Genomic DNA, 19,270 nt, shown 5'->3' on the forward strand with positions numbered 1-19,270 from the left:
GGCCCCTATCGGTAAAAGCGCGAGCGACCGCGGCGGGCCGATGCCCAGCTGGTCTCGGGCCGCGGCGTCTCGCGGGCCTTTTCCTTGCTGTCGATGCCGCCGGCGATGCGGAGCTTTTCGGAAGCGATGGCGCGCAAATTCGAGGCATAGGCAGCCGACTTGCCGCATTTGCGCGCGCAGCAGGCCGCCAGCTCATAGCCGAACTGTTCGAGAAACAGCACGTCCCACAGCCTGGGGGACTCGACGCGGCGGGTGTAGCAGACGTTCGGGTTCGTGATCGATGTCACCAGGATCGACGCCTCGACCGGCACGCCGCCGACAGTGAGCGTGGCGCTTTCGATCGCCCAGCTGTCGTCGTCGGCGCCCTCGATAAAGCGAACGCGGATGCAATCGGCCGGCAGCGGAAAGCGGATCTTGAGCGTGCCGTTGGAGGCTGTGGCATCCGCCGCCGGCGTCACCCAGGCCGTGGCGAAATTCCACCACTTCAGCCGCAGTGTCGCATCGCGCGCGATGGCAAAGAACTGCCGCACCGCGCGCGTGCGCGTGTTGTTATCCGACAGCGTGGCAATCTCGCGCTGGCCCAGATGACCCATCGCGAGATTGGCCGCATATTCTTCGCTGCCGCCGAGAGCGACCATGGACGCCGCTCCGGTTACTTCTTGCTGTAGACCATGTGGCCGGAGAACGTTGCGGTGGCCGTAGCGTCAGCCTTGAGCTGCAGCGCGATGTCGTATTCGACGCCGGGGTCCTTCGAGAGGCCCAGCAACTGCCAGATCTGCTTTCCGGCGTCTGCTACACCGATCGACGCGAAGGGATCCTTGACGCCCGCGGCAGCAAGCGTCAGCGCGTCGGCGAAGATGTCGATATCGACCGCAGCGCCGTCCTTGTACAGACCGATATCGACATCGGACGCGCCGGTGATCGCGCCGTGCTTCAACGTGGAGAGGCCGGCCAGAGGTACCGCATTCGAGGCGATCTTGCCGACATAGAACAGCGACGTCGCGCTGTTGCCATTCGTGACGGTCGTGGTCGGGATGTTGATGACGCGCATGCGGCCTTCGGCGAGCACGGCGGGGATCAGATCTGCAGAGCTGGGGCTCTTGGCGCTGCCTGCAAAGATAGTGACGACGGCCATTGTGGCCTCCTTTGTTGATCGAAAGAACAGCGAGACGCGAACAGGAAGGCGGTCGCCGGCGGATCGCTCCGCCGGCGGCTACGCCTATTTCTTGTTGAGAATCTTCACGACCTTGTAGTCCTCGGAGCGCGTCGCGGCTTCCCAGCCTTCGATGTAGACGTGCTCGCGGAACTGCTTGGCCGGGTTCTGCGCCGACTTGATATCCATCGGCATGAACGGCCCCCAGTGCAGGGCGCTGCGGCAGAACAGGCCGGCCTGATAGGTGCTGGCGTCGTACTGCCCGAGCCGCTTGGTGATGATGATGGGGATATCGAAGATCGTGCGGACGCGCTGGCTCATGTCGTCGAGCTGCGCCTTCGAGCGATAGTCCTTCGAGATGTGGGTGAGATCGTTCCACAGCTGCTCGTTCTCGACGGCGGTCATCGCCAGCGCTAGGCTCTCTTCCTCCAGCGTGATGTCGTCGGTTTCCATCAGCTGCATGCCGTTCAGGATCTTCTTGACGGACATGCCGGCCGGCGTGCCGGGCGCGATCAGATCGACCGGAACGGTCCGGCCGGCCCAGGAGGTCGAGGTCGGCACCTCGTTGCCGATCAGGCACGGGCCGAACACGGCCGAGGCCAGCAGCGCATTGTGAGCGCGAACGTAGGCGTTGGCGCCGCCCTGGACATATTCCGACTTGTAGTCGGTCAATGCCTTGATCTGATCTTCCTTCTTGATCAGCTTGCCCCAGTCGATGCGGGTCGGCTTGGCCCAGATCGGCTCATGCGTGCTTTCGATGTCGGGCGTGTCGCCGCCTTCCGGCGCATTGAGGCGCGCTTCGGACGGACCGATGATCTGGGTGACCTGCACCTGCTTGCCGGACATACCGTCCAGATAGTTGAAGAAGTCATCGAACTGGCGATGCTTCTCCTGGATCGCGAGGATCGTCTGATCCCGGTACATAATGCGGTGGGTGTCGCTAACTGGGCCTGCCATGATGGCTCTCCGATCGAAACAAAAAATGGGCGGGTTTGCTTCGGTCGGGTTGCGGCGGGTGAATGCCCGCGGGTCCGTCCTGCCGATGTACGCCTCGGGTCGGCGGCGCGGCTTTCGCGCGGGTCAGCCGGGTCCGGCTCGCGCCGGGTTGCGGGCTCCTAAAGGGGCCGGCATTGCTGCCGGCCCAGTCTAGGGAGGAAACGCCCAAGGAGGGCAGCGGCATCGCAAGGCGTTACCGCACGTAGCGAACATAGGCGACCGTGGCCGCCGTCAAGCGTTAGAGCTTGACGTCCTGGACCGGGACGTTGGCGTAGCTGTCGGCGCGGGTGTCGGGCCGGGCTCGCGTTGCGGAAACGAAACGACCGCCCCGGAAGGCCAGGATCCAGTCGGCACCGAGCACGCGGTAATCGCCATCGAGGACGCCATGGTCCTTCGCATCCTTGCGGCCCGACTTGTCGATCTCCCAAACGCCGGAGGACTGCGCTTCAAAGGGCGTGTTGCGCGAGTACCATGCCCACACCTTCTGGATGGCCGCAATCTGGTCATCGGTGAGATCGTCGCCGAGCGCCCGGCGACCGGTCGCGGCGTTGCCGCCGGACTTGACCGGCTGCCTCGCGGGCTTGGCCGCCGCCGCTTCTTCCGCCTTCGCAACGGCATCGCGCTCGATCAGCGTTTCGATATCTTCTCGGCTGGTCGCCGACGAGATGTCGATCCGCAAATCCGTGGCCCGCTTCTTCAGCGCCTCCGGATCGAGGGCGGCGAGTTCTTCGCGCAGCTTTTTCAGTTGCTTGTCGTTCATGGGATCGGCTCCTGTTGCAGGTCGGGGCGGTTACGCGGCTTTTCCACCGCGCGCCTTGAGCTCCAGCGCGGCCTTGCGCTCGAGCAAATTCTGATGCTGGGCCTTGACGTCCGCGTGCCGCGCATTGCGCGGATCGTCGAACGCCTTCTTCCAGTCCGGATTGGCCCAGTTGTTGTTGATCTCCGCCTGCAGCGCGCCGACCGTTTCACCGCGCTGGAACGCCATGTTGCCGTTGCCGGCAGCTGGCATGCTGTCCTCGCCAATCAGGTCGAACAGCTTGGCGAACAGCTTGGCCGTGCGGGGCGAACCGATCGCGGCCTCGATCTCCTCCGGCTTGAAATCTTCACCGCCGAGAAAGGCAAAGGCGCGCTTGGCGCCCTCGACCTTGGCGTCGTAATCCGCTCCCCAGTCGGTACGCAGCTTGCCTTCCAGTTCACGCTTGGCCGCGGTGCCGCGGGTTGCTGCTTCTTTGGCGATGCGGCGCTCCTCGGCATGCAGGCCGTTCGAGACGATCTCCGCCTGCCACGGCAGCAGCTTGGCGCCATGCGCGATCTCGGTGAACTTGTTGAAGAAGCCGTCGTCGAACTGCTCGCCCTGTTCGAGCTGCGGCTTGTTGACCTGGTACTTCTCGCGGTCGGGCGTCCAGCCGAGTTCCTGAAAACCGGTCCATTCCTTGACATTCTTCAGATCCGGCTTCGGGATCACGTTGCGGTCGCGCGCCAGCTTCGAGCCCTCGCGACCTGCCTTGAGAGTTTCGTTGAGATCCGGAAACTTGCGCTCCTCGATCCATGCCTGCGTGTCGGCATCGAAATTATGCGATGCATACCAGGCCTGCTGCTGGCCGCCCTGACCGTTGCCGTTCTGCTGCTGGCTGCCTTGACCGCTGTTCTGTTGCTGCCCGCCGCCATTCTGCTGGCCGCCCTGACCGCCGCCGTCACCGCCACCTCCGCCGTCACCCTCCGGCGCCCGAAGGAACGCCGCACCGCCCATGTACTTCTGAACCAAGTTCATCGCTTCTCTCCTGCTTTGGATGGCCGTTTCTCGATCTGCGCCCACAGCACATCGATGTCGGTTTTGGCCATCTTGAAAATCTCAACCGCCAGCTGGCGCCGGCCTTCCTCGATCCACGCCTGGCGATCGCTCTCCGCCCGGATCGGGCCGAACACATTGGCGCGCAGCGCGATGTCGGCGAGCAGCGTCGGCTTGCTGCCGAGGTCGCGATATTGTTCGAGCACGACGCGGCGGCGACCGCCGTCCGGCCACATCGCGGCGAACCAGTTGACCGCGATGTCGTACAGCTTTGAGGACACGCCACGCATCACGACGCCTTCCGGCCACGCGCCAGCGTCTCAGCCTGGGCGGCGTGGGCATTGTTGGCGTTGACTTCGGACATGACGCCGGCCTGCTCGACCTGCTGCTGACGCTGCAGCGCGGCGTTGCGGGCCTCGCGGTTCTGCGCCACGACGCGCGGATCGAGCTTGACGTTCGGCTCTCCGGTCATCGCGTCGTGCAGCACGCCGGACACGCCATCGATATCGACGTCGTCCATCCACATCGGGTTTTTGTACGCTCGTACATCGCCGCTTTGGTATTCACCCAGCCCAGCACGCCCTGCGCGCGTTCGGCCTTCTGTGCCTTGGTAAACGGCGACACGAATTTCGGCGTGATCGGCTGGCCCTGCAGCTCCGGTGGCGGCGCCGCAATCATGTTGGGAATGCGGCCGAGGATGTTGGCGCGCCGGGCGATGAAGCCGCCGACGCCGCGATAGATGCGCGTCAGGTTGGGCGCCAGCAGCTTCAACTCATCGGCCTTGTAGCCCTGTACTTCCTCCGCCGTCATCTGCGGGCGCGCCTGCAGGATATCGGTCAGGCCGAAGCGAAACGCCTTCTTGACCTGCATGCGCAGGTCCTGGATGTAGGCCAGCGCCAGCTGCGGATTTTCGCCGCGCTTGATCGCAGCCACTGGCGGCCGCCCGCCCTGCAGCGCCTCGCCATAGACCAGGCCGCCGGGGATCATATCCGCTGTCGTCAGGATATCTTCGTTCGCGGCCCACATGGTCGGTTCGGCTTCGAACTGCATGCCGATGATGGTAGAGCGCGCGGCTTCATCCAACCCGCGCATGTCAGCCAGCGCGTTGTGGCCGGGGCCGGTCGCCCAGCTACGGCCGCTGCGCATGTTCCACTGGATCTCGTGGCAGGGATCCTCGTTGTAGCCGAGACGCTCCTGATAGAAATCGCGCTTGTCCGGCGACACCACGCAGCTTGCCCACGGCTTGCCGCGTGGACCCAGCATGCCCGGCTGGTAATTCTCGTTGCGCCAGACGCAATGGATGAACACCGCTTCCTCGTCATCACGCATCGCCGGCGCGGCGCGGCCGAATTCGATCTTGGCCTGCCGGCCGGTGAGGCGAAATTCGCGGGCACGGCGGACGGTGTTGCCGTTGGCATCGACCATCTTGTAGTTCTCGCCAATCGGCCGCGCGTTTGACATGATCTGGCCGGTGCCGACCATCTCCTCCTGCCACAGAAAGCCGTTGCCGAAGCCAGCGAGATCGCCGAACCAGGCGGGCGCGGACAGGTAGAAATTATCGTAAGCGGGGTTGAGCGAGGTGATGATTGCCGAGGTGTAGTCCCATAGCCACTTCTTGACCGGCTTGAACTCGGCGAGATCGGTGTTGTCGATCCCCAGCGAGAACCAGCGCTCGGCGGGGTTGATCGCCTTGACAAACATGCCGCCGGCGAAGTCATCGGCCGCATAGAGCGGCGTGCTGTCGAACGGGTCGTCCTGACCGTCGCGATCTTTCTTGTCGGTCGCATTGAAGCTTTGATTGTCCGGCCGCAGGAAGCGCGCGAGGTCGCGCCAGGCGGCCTCCTCGCGCTGGCGTTCGGTCTTCATCTGCTGATGAACTGGCTCGTGTTCGCTCCAGGCGGACATGCCTCAAGATCCCGACAGGACGCGGAAGCCGGTCGGCGCGGTGCCGAGCTTGCGCGACAGGCCGATGCCGAAGGGTGATGTTGATTGCAGCTTACGCTGGCGGCTTTCGCCGGCGACGCGGGCGCTTTCGCTGTCGATCGTGGGGATCAGCGCCGCCTCGCTCACGGCCAGCGCTTTCTTCTGCTGGGCCAGTGCCGCATCGGCCGACTGCCGCGCGATGTCGGTCTGCTGCCGCAGCGCGTTGGTCTGCTCGGCCATGGCCGCTTCGGTCGCCGCCGCCTGGCGGGCCGCGGCTGCTGCGCTATCCCGGGACGCCTGCTGCTGCGACGCCGCATTCGCCGCGGCCGCCTCATTGGCGGAGTTGTCCGGCAAATCGATGCCGAGCACGTCGTCGACCAGCCAGCTGAAAAAGCCCATGGGTAGCTCCGGGGATCATCGAGAACCGGAACCTAGACCCGTGGCGCAGGCGTCAAGCGTGGTCGCGCCCGAGCCGGCCGGGGTTTTCCCGGCCGTCGCGAATGGCGGCTATCTCGCGCGGCGCACCGGGTTGTAGCGCTTGGCGCTGCAGTTCTGCTCGCGCACCTTGGCGCGGGCCTGGCTGATATCGGTGCGACGCTTGCGGGCGGCGTCGGTGCCGCATTCCAGCGCCATGTACTGCTCGGCGTCGGCGACGTGGGTATCGAAGGACGGCTTCACCGAGGACAGGTCGTTGGAGCCCTGCAGCTTGCGGAACTGATAGGTCTGGCGCTTGCCGCGAAGGAGCCCCTTGCAGGACGGATCCAGCAGGTATTGCCGGCCGGGCGGGCCGATCTTGTCGCGCACCGCGTCCCAGCGCCGGCTGGCGATGTTGGTTTTCGCGAGATCCACCTCGCGGCCGAGCTTTCGCGCCAGGCGCTGCCGATCGGAGCCGCGCGAAATGGTCTGCTCGTTTTCCCAGTCGCTGCTGTTGTGGGCGACGTCCTTGTCCTCACCCGCCACCATCGCGGGATCGCACACGGTGCGAAACTCGCAGCCGCGGAAATCCCGCGCTTCCAGCGCCAGCATCGCCTGCGCCAGCTCATCCATGCCGCCGCGCTCCAGCGCGATTTCGCGCAGCGTGCGGAGCTGGCCATCCGGCATCTCCTGGCCGTACACCGCCGACGGCGTCAGCCCGCCATCAACGCCGACCAGCACCGGCAGCGCGGGCTCCGGCTGCAGCGGCACCTTGGAGACGTGCAGGTCCTCGTCGAACTTGTCATAGACCAGATCGGTCGCGCGGGTGATGCCGGGCTTGGCGTGCACCATGCGGCGCACGTACCAGGGGTTCTTGTGGTTGACCGCGATGATCTGCTCGTAATAGGCGCGGTCGCCGCCATGCGCCTGCAGGTTTTCCGCGCCTTCGTCCATGCCGCCGGGCTGCTGGTAGCGCATGAAGCCCTCCGGCGGATCTTCCCAGAACGTCGGATAGGTCCAGTTCTCGACATCAGGCGCATTGAGATCGCCGAAGATGCGGCCGGTGCGGCGCGTCACCTCGCGCGGCGGCTCGCGCCCGACGGCGCGGCCAAGCCCGATCAGCAGCTCCTCCGGCAGCGTGTCGATCTCGCCGAGCTGCACGTCGGTGAACTCGAGACCGCGCAGGTCATCCGGGTCGGCGTCCTCGCCATGCGCCAGGAACTGCGTCGTCATGTGGATGCGGCCGAAGGCGTCGTCGAAGTACAGATCGTGCCTGGCTGCGCGCGGGCTCGCGCCCGACCAGTGCGAGCCGGCAAAATCCTTCGGAAATAATTTCCAGTGCGAGGGGATTGCGGCTTTCCACAGAGCGTCGTACTTTTGTCGGAAGTTGCCGAGCACGTATCGGCGCACCCCGTCCGACCCGGGATAGATCCTTTGAGCTTCCACAAGCCCCTTCTTCTCGCTGGCGATCGTCTTGCCGCTGCCCACCGGGCCGCAGATGACGCTGACGGCATGCGTGCCGAGGATGTAGGCGTCGGACACCGGGCCGGCGCTGCGCAGCAGATTGATCTTCCCGGTTTTCTCCCCTTGTGAAGTTGATCGACGACGTCCGGATTTTGCTTTCGGAATTCGTCGTCGCTCTCCACCCAGCTCATCTGGTTCCGGTACGGGTCCGCGTTGCCCAACGCATCGGCGAGCGACGTATCGGCTAGCGGGATCTTCGACGTCATCGGCCGACTTCCCCCGCCCCGTGGCCGCCTCAAAACTTTCGCGATTTTTTTGGGCCTCGGCATCGCCAACAGGCGGTCCGGGTCGATGGCCGGAAAAATCTCAGGAGAGCAGCCGGGGGAGAGAGCGCTGGCGATTTTGGGGGTGGGGGTCCGGGCGACCCCGGGGGTAGGCCTGCGTTGTTGCGCGAAGCCCGGAGGCCGACGGCAGCGCGCGCCGGCCTCCGGTCCGTGCCGCGGCGGATCCGACCCCGCGCGGCGATCACCGGCCTGCCCTTTGAGCCACGGGCCGGTGATTTGGGATCAGCGGCCTGACAGAGCCAAGCCGCTGATATCTCTGGACTATCATTCGCCGTGCGACACCTTGCCGTGCGACACGCCCGGTGTGACGTCGATGATGCGTTGATTTTGCTCGCTTTTTTCATTCGCGGTCGGATCGCCCTGTTGACGGAGCCAGGGCGGCAGTTGCTGGCCATCCGCCCCGATCTGAGCGCCACCATGCCCGTGAAACTCGACCGTCAAGCCAGGCACCGGCTTGCCGTTGTCGTCGACAGGTGCCTGCTTCGCGTAGAAATACGGCCGGAGATCCGCGCGGATCTTCTCCAGCAGCGTCGCGGCCTCCAGTTTTTCGCAGCCCAGCTCGATCGACAACGTCTCCGGCGTGTGCATCGCCATCCTCGCGCTCTCCAGCATCGGATCGCCGATCGTCCGGCGGATGAAGTCGAGCATCTCGCGCGTGGTTTTGTTCTGCGCGCCAGGCGGCCGGCCGGCGCGATGCTGCCGCACCGCCGTCTCGACGCGCTGCCGCTCGCCGTCGGTCATGCTGCCGCGCATCGGCGGCATCAGATCGAGCTGCTCGGCCTCGGCCGGTTTCGCGGCCGCGGCAGCGGCGGCGATCTCTCCGCGTACATCGTGACTTTTCGACATTCGCTCCGAACCTCCTGAATTTACGAGCATATTTTATTGGCGGCGCGATAGTCGTCATGCGAGCAGCGCAGGGCGCGGCAGCAAGTGTCTAAGGGTGTCTAATCAAGTGTCTGCGACTAAGGACTTGCTACACCTTACCTATTTCTAATTTTAGACAGATAGACACTTAGACACCTAACTTCCCTTACGTGCGCGCGCGCGAGCGCGTATATGCGAGGGCTAAGGCTGTCTAAGTGTCTGGCTGTCTAATATCGCGGATTGTTTCGATAGTTCAGGCGGTTGCGCCTAGACACCTTGGTAGACACCCATTCGGAGGGGTGTCTAACACCCGCGCCCATTGCCCTCGCAACGAACGCCGGAGGACGCTGGCACGGCTCAACCCGCGTCAAGCATGCTGTGATTATTGTCTGCCTTCGAAACAGAGGCCGCGTGGTGCGCGCTGCGCTGTAAATTATGGTCTGGCACAGCTATGCAATCGCGCTGGCCACGCGGACATTTTCGAACGCCACGGGGCGAGGGAGCGGGAGGGTTGCGCTGTGCTGGTCGAAGCGGTGAGATGGGCGCGGGTAGATTCGGAAGGGCGAACAGGTGAATGCATCGGACACAGAGGCGCGAAAGCTCAAGCTGTTCGGCGCCGGCGCGCTGTGTGGCATCGTGCTGGCTGTGATTGGCAGCCTGATCGGGTTTCACGTGTCCAGCTTCGAGAGCGTGGTCATCGTTGCCGCGTCAGGCTTTGCAGCGGTTGCGCTTCTGAAGTGAGCTAGATCTGGAAGTCGTCGATGTGCTCGCCTGGCGCGAGGATCGGCGCGGGCGCGGGCGGCAGCGGCGGCCGCTCGATCGGATCCTCGTCAAAATCCATGTCATCGGTGCCGTAGCCGAGCCGGCGTAACAGCTTGAGCTGCTGGTTGAGCAGCGGCGGGATCGCCTGCAGGTGGTCTGGATTGACGCATTTGCGGATCGCTTTGACGTCCGGCGCCCACTCCGCGCACATGTGGTCGACGTCATAGCCGAACGGGATCGGTCCCTTGAAGGTCTCATAGACATAGCGGTGCACCGGCATCACGCGCCTCGTTCCCGGCCGCAGGATGCGCCCATAGGCGCCGTGGCCATGCCAGTTGCCGGAGCCGTCATCACCACCGAGCCAGAGCCAGCAGCCGCATGGCGTCACCCACACGCGATCAGGCGCGAGCAGATCCTCGATCGTGGTCGGCTGGCGACGTCGCGTCATTTCTCGGGCGCCTGGTGATAACGCTCCAGCACCACCAGGGTGCAGCGCTGCTGCACGCCGTCGATCGTGACGCGGTTGATCTCGCTGTTGCCGATCATCACGCCGCGAACCGGGCACTGCTGCAGCGCGTCCTTCCAGCCGCCGAGTTGCCAGTCGGATCCCTCGAGGAGCGCCGAGACCTTGCGCGACTTGTTCGGTACGGCCAGCACCAGGCCGCCCTCCGGCAGGCCGTATTTGTGCAGCGCCTGGTCGGGCGTGATGCCCTGCGATCGCACCGCCGGCGCGACCACCTCGCGCACATTGAGCAGGCCGAAGCCGGCGATGTTGATGTCGCGCTTGGCCGTCCCGTAATCGACCGCCGCTTCGGTCGGCATGCCGGTGATAGGATCCACGGTGCGCGCCTCTTGCAGGATCTGGCCGATCGTGTTGTGGCTGGAATTGCGCCACTCGCGCACCGGCGTGGTCAGGATCCGATCGAGGCACTGCCGATAGTTCGGCGTGGCGTCCTCGACCTCCGGCATGCTGGCGGCCGCTAGGTGCTCCGTCCACCAACGCTCCTCCTCCGGCCCCACCTGCACGCCCAGCTCGGCCGCGAGCTCGTCGCCGAGCATCATGGCGGCGCAGGCTAGCAGAGTGCCGTAGGTGTCTTGCCCGCGCTTGTCGTGGCCACCTTCACCCAGCGCCTTGGCGAAGCGCTCGTATTGAAACTTGAAGCCGGCGCCGTTGTCGCCCCAGGCGCGCATCATCTGCGCCAGCACTTTCGGCCCGGCCGTCTCCGCGTTGATCGGCTCCGGACGCTCGCTGTCCTTATCGAACGGCATCATGCGCAGCACCGCGACGCGCGACAGATCGGCGGCCGTGTGCAGCGGATTGTTGATGGCCGAGAACAGGAACGCCGATCGCATCTGATAGGCGTTGGCTGTGCCGTCCGAGGATCCGCGCCGGCCGATCGCGCCGGAGGCCGAGGTGCGCATCAGGTCAGCGATGTTGCTGGCCTTGCGGGCATCCATGCCCGGCTCCATTTCGTCGAGCGCGACGGCGCGGCTGTCGTGGCCCATCGCCTGGTAGATGCCCGCCGCGGTGCTGTCCGACGAATGGAACAGCGCGTCGGCAAACAGCACCTTCAGCGTGTTCTGCAGCGTCGATTTGCCGGTGCCCTTGTCGCCGAGCAGCAAAGCCGATGGTCGCCAGTCGAGCGCGCCGCCGAGATAGCCGCCGCCGATCCAGCCGAGCAACAGCACCGGGTCGACCTCCGGCCGCAGCCATTTGCTTTTGCGGAAGCCGAGCAGCAGTGCCTTCGCCGGATTGTCCTCGGCTGTGATCGCCTCGGTCCATGGGCCCGGCAGGGCCGACAGGTGCGGATACAGATTGCCCTCGTGCACGCCGGTCGGCAGCTCGCGAAACTTGCCCTTCTCGCAGATCCACATGGCGTCGCCGGCGTGATAAACGAGATTGCCGGACCGGAACGTCCAGCTGCCGCGGCCGCGCATCTTGTCGTTCGGCGAGAAGAAGCCCTTGCGCGAGCAGGCGAGGAACAGGATTTCCTTGATGTCGTCGGCCTCGAAGCTGACGATCTCGGAGGCTTTGACGACTTCCTTGCCGTCCTTCGACATCACCGGCTTCGACCAGCGCGGGCACATCCACTTCGGATAGTTCGGCGTGGCCGAGAACAGGTCCTGGATCCCGACCTGATTGAGCTTTTCGGCCTTGACCGCGCGAAACTGGCCGCGGCTGTCGATGAAATAGAACAGATCGCCCTCGAAGCCGATCGGGGTCACCGGGCAATCGCACTCAGGATCCGATGGCATCCCGTACATGTCCGGCTGCCAGTGCCCAGCCATCACGTTGTTCGGGCCTCGCGCGTCCTGCGGCGGCAAATCCTTGCGCTGCTTCCGCATGCGCGCGAGATCGCGCTCCGCCTTGCCGAAGGAGACGACGTTCGCGCGCTGGCCGGCTGTGGTTTTGGTGCTCTCGGACATTCCCGGCCTTCATCGTGCCCGGCTTGGTGCCGGGCATCCCATTGATAGTTCGCAGTCGGGTGGCGCTACAGCATGCCCAGGGCTTGCAGGTAGGTATCGAGAATGGTCTCGGCTTCGGCGCGGCTGTTGGCGTCCTGCTTGCGCATGCGAATGATGGTGCGCAGTGCCAAGACGTCGCCGTTGCCCTTAGCCTCGCCGTAGACGTCCTTGATGTCGTCGGAGATGGTTTTCTTTTCCTCCTCCAGGCGCTCGATGCGCTCCACGATCGCTTTAAGCTGCTCTTTGGCGAATGAGTGCGTGGCTTGGTCATCGAGCACGGACCCTGCAGATGTCGACATGGTGTTTCCCCTCGGTTCGGTGAAAATGGCCGGGCGCGATGCCCGGCCGGTTGATCAGGCCATCGCCGCGACGATGGCCTTGAACACGTGATCCTTGGCCTGCTGCTCGCGGGGCAGCTGCTCATAGGGGACGAAGCACGGATGGGTTTTCGCCTCCGGATCCTTGACGTCGCCGTAGCGCCAGCCCGTGCTGCGCTTTTCTTCGAGCCAGCTGTCGTGGGAGGCGCTGGCCGGCGCATTCGGATTAGCGACGTTGAATTCCACGCCCTTGATGGCGCTCTGGCGCTGCCAATCGGGTGCAGCGTCCCAATCGGGCTGCGACGTGTCGCCGAACGCCTCGCACAAGGCCTTGTTGGCCTGGTGGCATACCTTGGCGATCGACATGGCCTTGCCGTGCGCGATGTGCGACGGGAACTTTGCTGCGATTTCTTGTGGCGTCATCAATCTTCTCCGCGGAGGGTGTCGTTCAAATCCTTGCCGCCATAGGCGGCCACAGTCGCGACCATCCGCCCGGTCGCCCGCATCGCCGACATGCCGCGCTCGAATTGCGCAACGGCGGCCGATTTCATCCAGTCGTTCTGCTGGTGGACGATCACCGCGTCCGTGAACTCCGGCAGCCGGCCGGCGACATGCGCCATGTTCGACAGCGAGATCATTCCCCACGTGCGGTGCTGCGGCGCTGCCAGCACGGCGGACAGGCCGTCCTCGACGCCTTCCGTCAGCACCAGCGTCTCGACGACGCCGTCATTCTTGAAGCTCTCCAGCGCCTGCGTCACGCCGCCCTGCCCCGTGCCCTTCCACAGCGGGAGCACGGCGCCGGCGGACGATGGGAATACCTTGCGCGCCGGCTGCAGCGTGCCGTCGGGCGCGGGCGAGAACACCGCCTTGCCGCGGCCGTCGGCGCGCAGCCATGTCTGATGCAGCGCGACGATCTTCATGTCGCGGTCGACGCAGCAGGCGATCATGCACGGCGGCCTGGTGCGGGCTGTCTGGTTGCCTGCTTTATCGCGATGCACGTAAGGGTGCTCCGGCAGGAAGCGTAGGCTATGCGGTGCGATGCTGCCGCCGCGCGGGCCTATAAAGGGCGCCGCGCGCAGATCCACGCCGCGCGCCTCGCGCAGATAGGTCTCGCCTGCGCTGTCGAGGATCGGCCGGGCTTCCATGAACGTCTTGAATGCCCAGGCCTGCGCCCGCTTCAGCTCGGCGCTGGCGTCTTTCTGGGCCTGCTCGACCTTCTCTTTAGCCAGTGCGCGGTCACGATCGAGATCCGCATTGTTAATGCGGCCGAGGCCGAAGCGGTCGACGGCGTAGCGTGCGGCCTCGACGCCGCCGCGGCGATCGAGGTGATACCAGCCGTTGACGTACGCGATCAGCTCCAGCGAACGGCCCTTCTCATCGGTCGTGTAGTTCTTCCACGACAGCCCGTCGGCGCGCAGCCACAGTGCGAAGTTGTTCTTGCCCTGCCCGCGCGGATCGTCGATCAGGATCGTGCCGCCGCGCTTCGCCGGCAGCGTGATGCCGCAGACAGCCAGCACTTCATCCGGCCGATCGTCGAGGTGCCGCTTGACGTCCTCGAAGCCCTGTTTGGTGCGAAGGTCGATGCTCACGCCTTCACCTGCTGCAGCACGATCGTGAGCGCTTCGTCGACCTCGTTGCCGTCCTCTCGGCGCTGTTCGACCTCGTCGCGGGCGTATTTGATATTGGCACGCGTGAGGCCGAGCGCGCGGCCGAGCTCGGCGTTGCCGACCTGCAGCTCGACGGCCGTCAGGTAGATCGCCATTTGCCGGATCCGGGCGGCCGCCAGCCACTGCGCATTGAACGGTCGCTGCACCGAAAAGTCAGTAGCCAACAAGGTCGGGACGTCGAAGTTGAGATGGCGCGCGAGATGCTGCATCAGCAGGCGATGATACGAGGCGACAACCTGGGCCGGTTTCGGCGGGCGCGACGCGTCGAGCGCCGCGTTGAGCTTGGCCAGCGTCGACGGCATCGGGGCGCGGGCGCCGCGGCGGAGATCCCGCCACGTCCAGACGCTGACGTTGGCGAGCCTGGCGAACTGATCGTGCGCCATGCCGGCGGCCTCGCGGCGGCGGTTGATGACGACGATACGCGGATCGACGCTTGACGAAGCAGAGGGTGCGGCCACGATCCGGCGAATTTGCTTAAGGCTTGACGAAGCAGAGGGCGACACCACGCTTGACGAAGCAGAGGGCGCGATCCATCGCGGGTCCTTTGCGAGATCCGTATCGTCGATGATGTCGAGCTGGTCCGTCATCAGAAGCTGTCATCCTTTTGTGTAGTTGCGGCGGCGGTCGCTTCATTGTCGGCGTTCATGTCAGCGAGCACGTCAGACAGCAGCTTGTCGAAATTGTCCGGCGTGACGCCGAGCTGCGGCAGCCGCGACGTCTCGGCCTGGTCCTGCTTCCAGTCGGGCCGGTGATCGACGGATAGCTGCTTGTGCGGCGTGACCCCCGCTGGTTCAGCTCATCTACGACGAGATCGCACAGACGCTCCCTTGCATCGGAAAATCGATCGCCGTAACGGGCCAGGCCGGATCGTTCATACCGCGCATGCAGCGCAGCCTTCTTGAACTCGCTGAACAGGTCGTCATTCCCAATCGCATCTGTCGGATAGCTCATCGACGGAAACGCGCCGTATTGATTGGGATGCGCTGTCACGTAGGTCTTTTCGGTCAGCCGCCACTGCACAGCGAAGCCGTTGATCGTGCGCTGCGTGTACCAACTTGCGTTCAGGTTTCTGGTCATCGCTCACCTTCCGGCCGTTGAGAGCTAGATAGCGGTACAGGAAGTCGGATCGACTTAAGTCGCTCGCGATGCTTCCGGGCGGTCGATGCTGATCGCGCATCCATCATTTCGAGGCAGTTTGTGCCGTCATCGACCCATAGATCGCCAGCACAGCCGACCACCATCAAATGCGAATAAGGTCGCCCGATCATTGCTTCCTTGAGGAACCGCTTTAAATGCCGGGTGTCGAACGGCCCCTTGCGGGATGGCACGCAGCCTGGGTCGGTGATGATCACCCAACTCTTGAATGTGTCTCGCGCCATGCAAAGCGCTGTGATCTCGCGGCAATGGCAGCCGTGCGGATTACGACAATGACCGTTGACCTTGTTCGTGTCTTCGCAGGTCCAGGCGTGCGCATGCGACACGGCTTTCGTCGGCGATTGTCGGGTTTCGTCGGTCACAGCTGCACCGGATAGCCGATCTCGGCCGACTTCGCGTTGAACACTTCGGCAGCGGCATCGGCAATCGTGAAGCCGCAGGACTGCGCCAGCAGATCCAGATAAACAAACACGTCGCCAAGCTCCTTGCGCAGCTGATCGCGCAGTTCGGCCTCGGAAACCTTGTTGCCCGGCACACCGTCGCGGTACCTGTTGAGCTTCTTGACGACGTTGGCGGCTTCGCCAAGCTCGCCGAGCGTTGCGGTCATCCAGTCTGACGTAGACCAGCCCTGCAGCGGGTGGTTGAAGCCCTGCGGGCTCTGGCATCGATCGAGATTGGCCGCGCTGAACTCTCGAAAAGTCATCGCGGCGGCACCCGCCGATTGCCGCAGTGGCGGCTTGGGGCAGCCGCCGCTGAAGCCGTGAAATTTGAACATCTGTTCGTCCGCCGGCATCGGCTCGCCGCAGAGTTCGCAATGTGTAGGCATGGTCATTCTCCGGTTGGTGATGAAGGTGTCGGCCGCTGACAGGTCGATAGCTGCTCAACCTTGCCCGTGATGAAGTAGCGGACAGGGAATGCGCCTTCGTCGCGGGCGCGCATGAACTCCTTGCCGCACGTGCAGCGGCGACCCTTGGTGTCGACGCAGAAGGCGTTGACGTCCCAATTTATGCCGTCCTCCAGCCGCAAGCCGGTAAGCGCCCGCGACGCGTGGTTTACCCAATCGTCGAAGGTGTCGAACTGGCCTAGCCACTCGGGCACGAAGCCCACGAGCGGCGTCGGGTTCTGCCACGGTCTAGATCGTTCGCGGCTCATGCTGCAACGTCCTGTTCGTCGTCAGCAGCCGACAGCATGATGATGCGGTTGCTCACGCTATGCGACGTGCGCGGAATGCCAAATTTTTCGACCAGGGCTTCGGCGATCGCGGACATCGATTTGCCCTCGACGCGCAACGCGAGCATGAACCTGTCGTGATCCGGGGAGTATGGATTGATGGTGACGCCGTTGCGGGTATATGCCCGCTGCCGGTAGCTAGCGGGCTTCTTCTGCAGGATGCCGCGCGTGAGCATGAACCAGTAGACGGTGCCATGCTTCAGATTAAGTTGCTGCGCGATCTTGCCTGCGCTGGGCTTCTTCATCGCCGCGGCCAGCTCATCGATCTTGTCGCGCAGTTCTTCCGTCAATACTGTTCCGCCTCGCATTTAACTACCCTCCGGCCGGTGAGTGCTGGTTAGCTGCCGCAGATAGCGCCCCAAGAACTTCAATCGCTCGCGGCGCGAGAACGTCTGCAGCTTCGCTTCGATCTCGGCGATTTCCTGTTCGACCTGCTCGCGCGTCATGGCGTCGGCCTCCGGCGCATTTCGAGCGCGCGGCCGAAGTCGGCGCGGATGTCGGGCAGGATGATGCCGATGATGCGGAAATACACTTGCGCCCGCTCGGCGCCGTGGATCTGGATCGCCGCGCCGGCTTCCACCAGCGCGCCCATCAGCAGCATCGCATAGGCATGGATCACGCGGCCGTCGGGCGCGGCCTGGTCGAGGTGGCGCGCCACATCGCCGGACAGTTGCGTCAGAAATTCCTCGGTGCCGGGCGCGTGCAGCCGCAGCGCGTTCTCGCTCGCGATGATCAGCCGGTGCAGCGTGGTGCATTGATCGCTCATGCTGCCCCGCCGTTCTTGAGATCCTGAAAATTGGCGGTCCAGCGCACCACGAGGCTTTCCGGCAGGCCGGTGTGGTCGGCGATCGAGCAGGTGTCGAAGCGCGACATCCACATCGCGATGACGTCGCGGTAGCGCTTGAGCTGGTCGCGGGTGACGCCGGTCATGCCGCTACCTCGCCTTGCGCCTTGGCGCGGTGATACCAGACCACGACACAGACCCGGTGCGCCGGCTCCACCATGTCGTGTACGATCTCGCGGTCGGGGTTGCGGTCGCGCCAGCGCGTGATCTCCCGCGCCGCGATCTGCTGCACCACCGGCGGCCAGTCCTCGATCTTGCTGCCGCCGGTCTCGAATTCGTGCAGCGAGACATGCACGCTGCATTCGTTGCAGCCCTTCAGATCGGGCTTGGCTGTGGCCGGCGTCGGGCTCGGGAGCGGACAGGAGGTCATGGTTCAGCTCGCAGCCAGGCGCGCGGCCTGCAGGACGATGGCGACGATGCTGGCGGCCAGCACGACCGCCAGGACGGCGCCGAACCGGGCGATGTCGAAGCGCTGGTCGGCGGACAGGTCGAAGGAATTCACGCGATCACGCTTCATCGGAGGCCTCCTGCTCTAAAGTTTCGATGAGAGATTTCAGCTGTCGCTTGGCGGCATTGACGTCGAGCTGCTTGCGATAGCGGGTGAACCAAGCCGGCCGGGCGTCGCCCATCAGGGCGAACAGGACATCGCGGCCCATGTCCGAGCGCAGCAGCGCGGTCAGCAGCTCGACGTTTTCGGGGCGCTGGCCGCACAGCATTTTTTCGCAGGTCGAGATCGGCACATCGGTCAGAATGTGCAGCTGGACCGCGGGCTTGGACTTCGGCAGCAGGCCCTGCACTTTCTGCATGACCGGCGAAATCGGTTGCCGGGTTGGGCGTTTCGATTGCCGGTTCCGGCAATGGCCGTTTTTGGCGTCGACGCGCGACGGCGCTACGGTGCCGCTCATGAGATCACCTGTTCTGAAATCGGCTGCTGTTCAGCCGCGCGCGGCCCGACACCGACCCAGTCGTTCGGGGTCACCAGGCCTGCGGTCTCGACGAAGATTTTCGCCATGGTGTCGTTGTCGGGCTCGCGCTCGCCGGCCCGGTAACGACGGATGGCTTCGCCCGATTTGCCGACCTTCTCACCGAAGGCGGCGTTGGACGTGCCGGTCATGATCATCCAGTCTGAAAAGGTCATGACAAAGCAACAACACCAAAACGGTGTTGATTCGCAAGAGGTAAAACACCTTTTTGGTGTTAGATATTCACACCAAATTGGTGCCTTTCATCATTCCATGAAGGGGAAATTTCCAAACGGGTTGGCCGAGGCCATCAAAATCCGCCAGATCAGCCAGGCTGCACTGGCCGAAGCGGCCGGCACGTCGCAGCAGCAGATCGGCAAGCTGGTCAACGGCGAGCGCGAGATGACAGCCTTGTGGGCTGACAAACTCGCCGGCCCGCTCGGTACATCTCCGGAGGCGCTGGTGTTCCCGGGCCTGCGCCGCACGCGGGTGCCTCTGGTGTCATGGGTCAGCGCCGGCAAGATGGGCCAGCAGGATGGCGTGCGACGCGCCGACGTGAAGAAATACGTGATGGCGCCGGATCTGCCGCGCGGCGACTGGATCGTCCTCGAGGTCCAGGGCGATTCGATGGACCGCATCGCGCCAGACGGCTCGCTGATCTTCGTGAACATCGCCGACCAGGAGCCGGTGAACGACAAGTTCTACGTATTCCACGCCGCCGACACCGGCGACACGACCTTCAAGCGCTACCGACATGGCCCGCCGCCGCGCCTGCAGCCCTATTCCACCAACCCGGACCACGAAACGATCCAGGCGACCGAAGGCCTTGGCGTGATCGGCCGCGTCGGCCGCGTTCTGACGAACCTTTCGTAGGGCTTACGACACCGCTTTGGTGCCGATAGTTGACCCTACACCAAATT

General features: G+C 64.5%; 31 protein-coding genes. 2 read left to right on the top strand and 29 right to left on the bottom strand.

The annotated features are described in order from the left end of the window. Positions 1 to 5: 5 nt before the first annotated feature. The 11 genes from ONR75_RS24060 to ONR75_RS24110 form a co-directional block, all read right to left on the bottom strand. Positions 6 to 638: a hypothetical protein gene (locus tag ONR75_RS24060; RefSeq protein WP_265079459.1), complete on the bottom strand. Its 633-nt coding sequence runs from the start codon at positions 636 to 638 to the stop codon at positions 6 to 8. Positions 639 to 652: 14 nt separating this feature from the next. Continuing rightward, the gene (locus ONR75_RS24065) at positions 653 to 1,135 is read right to left on the bottom strand and encodes a hypothetical protein (RefSeq protein ID WP_265079460.1); all 483 of its coding nucleotides are present in this window, start codon (positions 1,133 to 1,135) and stop codon (positions 653 to 655) included. An 84-nt stretch (positions 1,136 to 1,219) separates the two neighbouring features. After that, positions 1,220 to 2,110, bottom strand: a complete 891-nt coding sequence (locus ONR75_RS24070; RefSeq protein WP_265079461.1) for a phage capsid protein — start codon at positions 2,108 to 2,110, stop codon at positions 1,220 to 1,222. A gap of 277 nt (positions 2,111 to 2,387) precedes the next feature. After that, positions 2,388 to 2,909, bottom strand: coding sequence for a hypothetical protein (locus tag ONR75_RS24075; protein WP_265079462.1), 522 nt, complete (start codon positions 2,907 to 2,909; stop codon positions 2,388 to 2,390). A gap of 30 nt (positions 2,910 to 2,939) precedes the next feature. Continuing rightward, complete coding sequence (locus ONR75_RS24080) at positions 2,940 to 3,920, bottom strand: hypothetical protein (RefSeq protein WP_265079463.1); 981 nt, start codon at positions 3,918 to 3,920, stop codon at positions 2,940 to 2,942. Then, positions 3,917 to 4,231, bottom strand: a complete 315-nt coding sequence (locus ONR75_RS24085) for a hypothetical protein (protein ID WP_265079464.1) — start codon at positions 4,229 to 4,231, stop codon at positions 3,917 to 3,919. Before ONR75_RS24085 ends, ONR75_RS24080 begins: the two co-directional genes overlap by 4 nt. Further along, positions 4,228 to 4,464, bottom strand: coding sequence for a hypothetical protein (locus ONR75_RS24090; protein ID WP_265079465.1), 237 nt, complete (start codon positions 4,462 to 4,464; stop codon positions 4,228 to 4,230). The genes ONR75_RS24085 and ONR75_RS24090 overlap by 4 nt, the downstream gene beginning before the upstream one ends. Beyond that, a complete protein-coding gene (locus ONR75_RS24095) occupies positions 4,407 to 5,843 on the bottom strand; it encodes a portal protein (RefSeq protein WP_265079466.1) in 1,437 nt (478 codons plus the stop codon). Before ONR75_RS24095 ends, ONR75_RS24090 begins: the two co-directional genes overlap by 58 nt. A gap of 3 nt (positions 5,844 to 5,846) precedes the next feature. Continuing rightward, positions 5,847 to 6,260, bottom strand: coding sequence for a hypothetical protein (locus ONR75_RS24100; protein ID WP_265079467.1), 414 nt, complete (start codon positions 6,258 to 6,260; stop codon positions 5,847 to 5,849). A gap of 108 nt (positions 6,261 to 6,368) precedes the next feature. Beyond that, positions 6,369 to 7,817 carry a hypothetical protein gene (locus ONR75_RS24105; protein WP_265079468.1) on the bottom strand — a complete coding sequence of 483 codons (1,449 nt, stop codon included), beginning with the start codon at positions 7,815 to 7,817 and terminating at the stop codon, positions 6,369 to 6,371. 530 nt (positions 7,818 to 8,347) lie between these two features. Continuing rightward, complete coding sequence (locus tag ONR75_RS24110) at positions 8,348 to 8,929, bottom strand: hypothetical protein (RefSeq protein WP_265079469.1); 582 nt, start codon at positions 8,927 to 8,929, stop codon at positions 8,348 to 8,350. A gap of 588 nt (positions 8,930 to 9,517) precedes the next feature. On the opposite strand from ONR75_RS24110, the gene ONR75_RS24115 reads away from it, so the two are divergent. Beyond that, entirely contained in the window at positions 9,518 to 9,688 is a 171-nt protein-coding gene (locus ONR75_RS24115; protein WP_265079470.1) for a hypothetical protein, read from the top strand. 1 nt (position 9,689) lies between these two features. Here ONR75_RS24115 and ONR75_RS24120 read toward each other — a convergent pair whose 3' ends face one another. The 18 genes from ONR75_RS24120 to ONR75_RS24205 form a co-directional block, all read right to left on the bottom strand. Further along, on the bottom strand, positions 9,690 to 10,157 hold the full coding sequence (locus ONR75_RS24120) for an HNH endonuclease (RefSeq protein WP_265079471.1): 468 nt from the start codon (positions 10,155 to 10,157) through the stop codon (positions 9,690 to 9,692). Then, positions 10,154 to 12,136 carry a hypothetical protein gene (locus ONR75_RS24125; RefSeq protein ID WP_265079472.1) on the bottom strand — a complete coding sequence of 661 codons (1,983 nt, stop codon included), beginning with the start codon at positions 12,134 to 12,136 and terminating at the stop codon, positions 10,154 to 10,156. The genes ONR75_RS24120 and ONR75_RS24125 overlap by 4 nt, the downstream gene beginning before the upstream one ends. A 65-nt stretch (positions 12,137 to 12,201) precedes the next feature. Then, the gene (locus ONR75_RS24130; RefSeq protein WP_265079473.1) at positions 12,202 to 12,474 is read right to left on the bottom strand and encodes a DUF2312 domain-containing protein; all 273 of its coding nucleotides are present in this window, start codon (positions 12,472 to 12,474) and stop codon (positions 12,202 to 12,204) included. Positions 12,475 to 12,528: 54 nt separating this feature from the next. Further along, on the bottom strand, positions 12,529 to 12,915 hold the full coding sequence (locus ONR75_RS24135; RefSeq protein WP_265079474.1) for a RyR domain-containing protein: 387 nt from the start codon (positions 12,913 to 12,915) through the stop codon (positions 12,529 to 12,531). Further along, a complete protein-coding gene (locus tag ONR75_RS24140; protein WP_265079475.1) occupies positions 12,915 to 14,081 on the bottom strand; it encodes a toprim domain-containing protein in 1,167 nt (388 codons plus the stop codon). The genes ONR75_RS24135 and ONR75_RS24140 overlap by 1 nt, the downstream gene beginning before the upstream one ends. Then, entirely contained in the window at positions 14,078 to 14,746 is a 669-nt protein-coding gene (locus tag ONR75_RS24145; protein WP_265079476.1) for a helix-turn-helix domain-containing protein, read from the bottom strand. The genes ONR75_RS24140 and ONR75_RS24145 overlap by 4 nt, the downstream gene beginning before the upstream one ends. Before the next feature lie 55 nt (positions 14,747 to 14,801). Next, positions 14,802 to 15,236, bottom strand: a complete 435-nt coding sequence (locus ONR75_RS24150) for a hypothetical protein (RefSeq protein ID WP_265079477.1) — start codon at positions 15,234 to 15,236, stop codon at positions 14,802 to 14,804. Then, complete coding sequence (locus ONR75_RS24155; protein ID WP_265079478.1) at positions 15,233 to 15,676, bottom strand: hypothetical protein; 444 nt, start codon at positions 15,674 to 15,676, stop codon at positions 15,233 to 15,235. The genes ONR75_RS24150 and ONR75_RS24155 overlap by 4 nt, the downstream gene beginning before the upstream one ends. Continuing rightward, entirely contained in the window at positions 15,673 to 16,140 is a 468-nt protein-coding gene (locus ONR75_RS24160) for a MazG-like family protein (protein ID WP_265079479.1), read from the bottom strand. The genes ONR75_RS24155 and ONR75_RS24160 overlap by 4 nt, the downstream gene beginning before the upstream one ends. A gap of 2 nt (positions 16,141 to 16,142) precedes the next feature. After that, on the bottom strand, positions 16,143 to 16,466 hold the full coding sequence (locus ONR75_RS24165) for a hypothetical protein (protein ID WP_265079480.1): 324 nt from the start codon (positions 16,464 to 16,466) through the stop codon (positions 16,143 to 16,145). Continuing rightward, positions 16,463 to 16,834: a hypothetical protein gene (locus tag ONR75_RS24170; protein WP_265079481.1), complete on the bottom strand. Its 372-nt coding sequence runs from the start codon at positions 16,832 to 16,834 to the stop codon at positions 16,463 to 16,465. Before ONR75_RS24170 ends, ONR75_RS24165 begins: the two co-directional genes overlap by 4 nt. Positions 16,835 to 16,852: 18 nt before the next feature. After that, positions 16,853 to 16,990, bottom strand: a complete 138-nt coding sequence (locus ONR75_RS24175; protein WP_265079482.1) for a hypothetical protein — start codon at positions 16,988 to 16,990, stop codon at positions 16,853 to 16,855. After that, entirely contained in the window at positions 16,987 to 17,310 is a 324-nt protein-coding gene (locus tag ONR75_RS24180; protein WP_265079483.1) for a hypothetical protein, read from the bottom strand. Before ONR75_RS24180 ends, ONR75_RS24175 begins: the two co-directional genes overlap by 4 nt. Next, entirely contained in the window at positions 17,307 to 17,474 is a 168-nt protein-coding gene (locus ONR75_RS24185) for a hypothetical protein (RefSeq protein WP_265079484.1), read from the bottom strand. Before ONR75_RS24185 ends, ONR75_RS24180 begins: the two co-directional genes overlap by 4 nt. Next, on the bottom strand, positions 17,471 to 17,758 hold the full coding sequence (locus ONR75_RS24190) for a hypothetical protein (RefSeq protein WP_265079485.1): 288 nt from the start codon (positions 17,756 to 17,758) through the stop codon (positions 17,471 to 17,473). Before ONR75_RS24190 ends, ONR75_RS24185 begins: the two co-directional genes overlap by 4 nt. Positions 17,759 to 17,761: 3 nt before the next feature. Next, positions 17,762 to 17,905, bottom strand: a complete 144-nt coding sequence (locus ONR75_RS24195) for a hypothetical protein (protein ID WP_265079486.1) — start codon at positions 17,903 to 17,905, stop codon at positions 17,762 to 17,764. Next, positions 17,895 to 18,185, bottom strand: coding sequence for a hypothetical protein (locus ONR75_RS24200; protein WP_265079487.1), 291 nt, complete (start codon positions 18,183 to 18,185; stop codon positions 17,895 to 17,897). Before ONR75_RS24200 ends, ONR75_RS24195 begins: the two co-directional genes overlap by 11 nt. 104 nt (positions 18,186 to 18,289) lie before the next feature. Next, positions 18,290 to 18,502 carry a helix-turn-helix domain-containing protein gene (locus ONR75_RS24205; protein ID WP_265079488.1) on the bottom strand — a complete coding sequence of 71 codons (213 nt, stop codon included), beginning with the start codon at positions 18,500 to 18,502 and terminating at the stop codon, positions 18,290 to 18,292. Between ONR75_RS24205 and ONR75_RS24210 the strand changes: the two genes are divergently transcribed. Beyond that, complete coding sequence (locus ONR75_RS24210) at positions 18,501 to 19,223, top strand: LexA family transcriptional regulator (protein WP_265079489.1); 723 nt, start codon at positions 18,501 to 18,503, stop codon at positions 19,221 to 19,223. The two genes, ONR75_RS24205 and ONR75_RS24210, sit on opposite strands and share 2 nt — an antisense overlap. Positions 19,224 to 19,270 lie beyond the last annotated feature (47 nt).

The organism is Rhodopseudomonas sp. P2A-2r, from assembly GCF_026015985.1.
In the GTDB taxonomy this organism is placed as follows: domain Bacteria; phylum Pseudomonadota; class Alphaproteobacteria; order Rhizobiales; family Xanthobacteraceae; genus Tardiphaga.

Bases quoted from the DNA above. Each gene is read 5' to 3' on its own strand.
- ONR75_RS24185 (WP_265079484.1), bottom strand. From the start codon at position 17,474: ATGACCGGCGTCACCCGCGACCAGCTCAAGCGCTACCGCGACGTCATC.
- ONR75_RS24210 (WP_265079489.1), top strand. From the start codon at position 18,501: ATGATCATCCAGTCTGAAAAGGTCATGACAAAGCAACAACACCAAAAC.
- ONR75_RS24125 (WP_265079472.1), bottom strand. From the start codon at position 12,136: ATGTCCGAGAGCACCAAAACCACAGCCGGCCAGCGCGCGAACGTCGTC.
- ONR75_RS24195 (WP_265079486.1), bottom strand. From the start codon at position 17,905: ATGAAGCGTGATCGCGTGAATTCCTTCGACCTGTCCGCCGACCAGCGC.
- ONR75_RS24095 (WP_265079466.1), bottom strand. From the start codon at position 5,843: ATGTCCGCCTGGAGCGAACACGAGCCAGTTCATCAGCAGATGAAGACC.
- ONR75_RS24175 (WP_265079482.1), bottom strand. From the start codon at position 16,990: ATGACGCGCGAGCAGGTCGAACAGGAAATCGCCGAGATCGAAGCGAAG.
- ONR75_RS24100 (WP_265079467.1), bottom strand. From the start codon at position 6,260: ATGGGCTTTTTCAGCTGGCTGGTCGACGACGTGCTCGGCATCGATTTG.
- ONR75_RS24150 (WP_265079477.1), bottom strand. From the start codon at position 15,236: ATGACCAGAAACCTGAACGCAAGTTGGTACACGCAGCGCACGATCAAC.
- ONR75_RS24075 (WP_265079462.1), bottom strand. From the start codon at position 2,909: ATGAACGACAAGCAACTGAAAAAGCTGCGCGAAGAACTCGCCGCCCTC.
- ONR75_RS24160 (WP_265079479.1), bottom strand. From the start codon at position 16,140: ATGCCTACACATTGCGAACTCTGCGGCGAGCCGATGCCGGCGGACGAA.
- ONR75_RS24135 (WP_265079474.1), bottom strand. From the start codon at position 12,915: ATGACGCCACAAGAAATCGCAGCAAAGTTCCCGTCGCACATCGCGCAC.
- ONR75_RS24205 (WP_265079488.1), bottom strand. From the start codon at position 18,502: ATGACCGGCACGTCCAACGCCGCCTTCGGTGAGAAGGTCGGCAAATCG.
- ONR75_RS24145 (WP_265079476.1), bottom strand. From the start codon at position 14,746: ATGACGGACCAGCTCGACATCATCGACGATACGGATCTCGCAAAGGAC.
- ONR75_RS24090 (WP_265079465.1), bottom strand. From the start codon at position 4,464: ATGTGGATGGACGACGTCGATATCGATGGCGTGTCCGGCGTGCTGCAC.
- ONR75_RS24110 (WP_265079469.1), bottom strand. From the start codon at position 8,929: ATGTCGAAAAGTCACGATGTACGCGGAGAGATCGCCGCCGCTGCCGCG.
- ONR75_RS24130 (WP_265079473.1), bottom strand. From the start codon at position 12,474: ATGTCGACATCTGCAGGGTCCGTGCTCGATGACCAAGCCACGCACTCA.
- ONR75_RS24065 (WP_265079460.1), bottom strand. From the start codon at position 1,135: ATGGCCGTCGTCACTATCTTTGCAGGCAGCGCCAAGAGCCCCAGCTCT.
- ONR75_RS24120 (WP_265079471.1), bottom strand. From the start codon at position 10,157: ATGACGCGACGTCGCCAGCCGACCACGATCGAGGATCTGCTCGCGCCT.
- ONR75_RS24165 (WP_265079480.1), bottom strand. From the start codon at position 16,466: ATGAGCCGCGAACGATCTAGACCGTGGCAGAACCCGACGCCGCTCGTG.
- ONR75_RS24070 (WP_265079461.1), bottom strand. From the start codon at position 2,110: ATGGCAGGCCCAGTTAGCGACACCCACCGCATTATGTACCGGGATCAG.
- ONR75_RS24190 (WP_265079485.1), bottom strand. From the start codon at position 17,758: ATGACCTCCTGTCCGCTCCCGAGCCCGACGCCGGCCACAGCCAAGCCC.
- ONR75_RS24180 (WP_265079483.1), bottom strand. From the start codon at position 17,310: ATGAGCGATCAATGCACCACGCTGCACCGGCTGATCATCGCGAGCGAG.
- ONR75_RS24060 (WP_265079459.1), bottom strand. From the start codon at position 638: ATGGTCGCTCTCGGCGGCAGCGAAGAATATGCGGCCAATCTCGCGATG.
- ONR75_RS24080 (WP_265079463.1), bottom strand. From the start codon at position 3,920: ATGAACTTGGTTCAGAAGTACATGGGCGGTGCGGCGTTCCTTCGGGCG.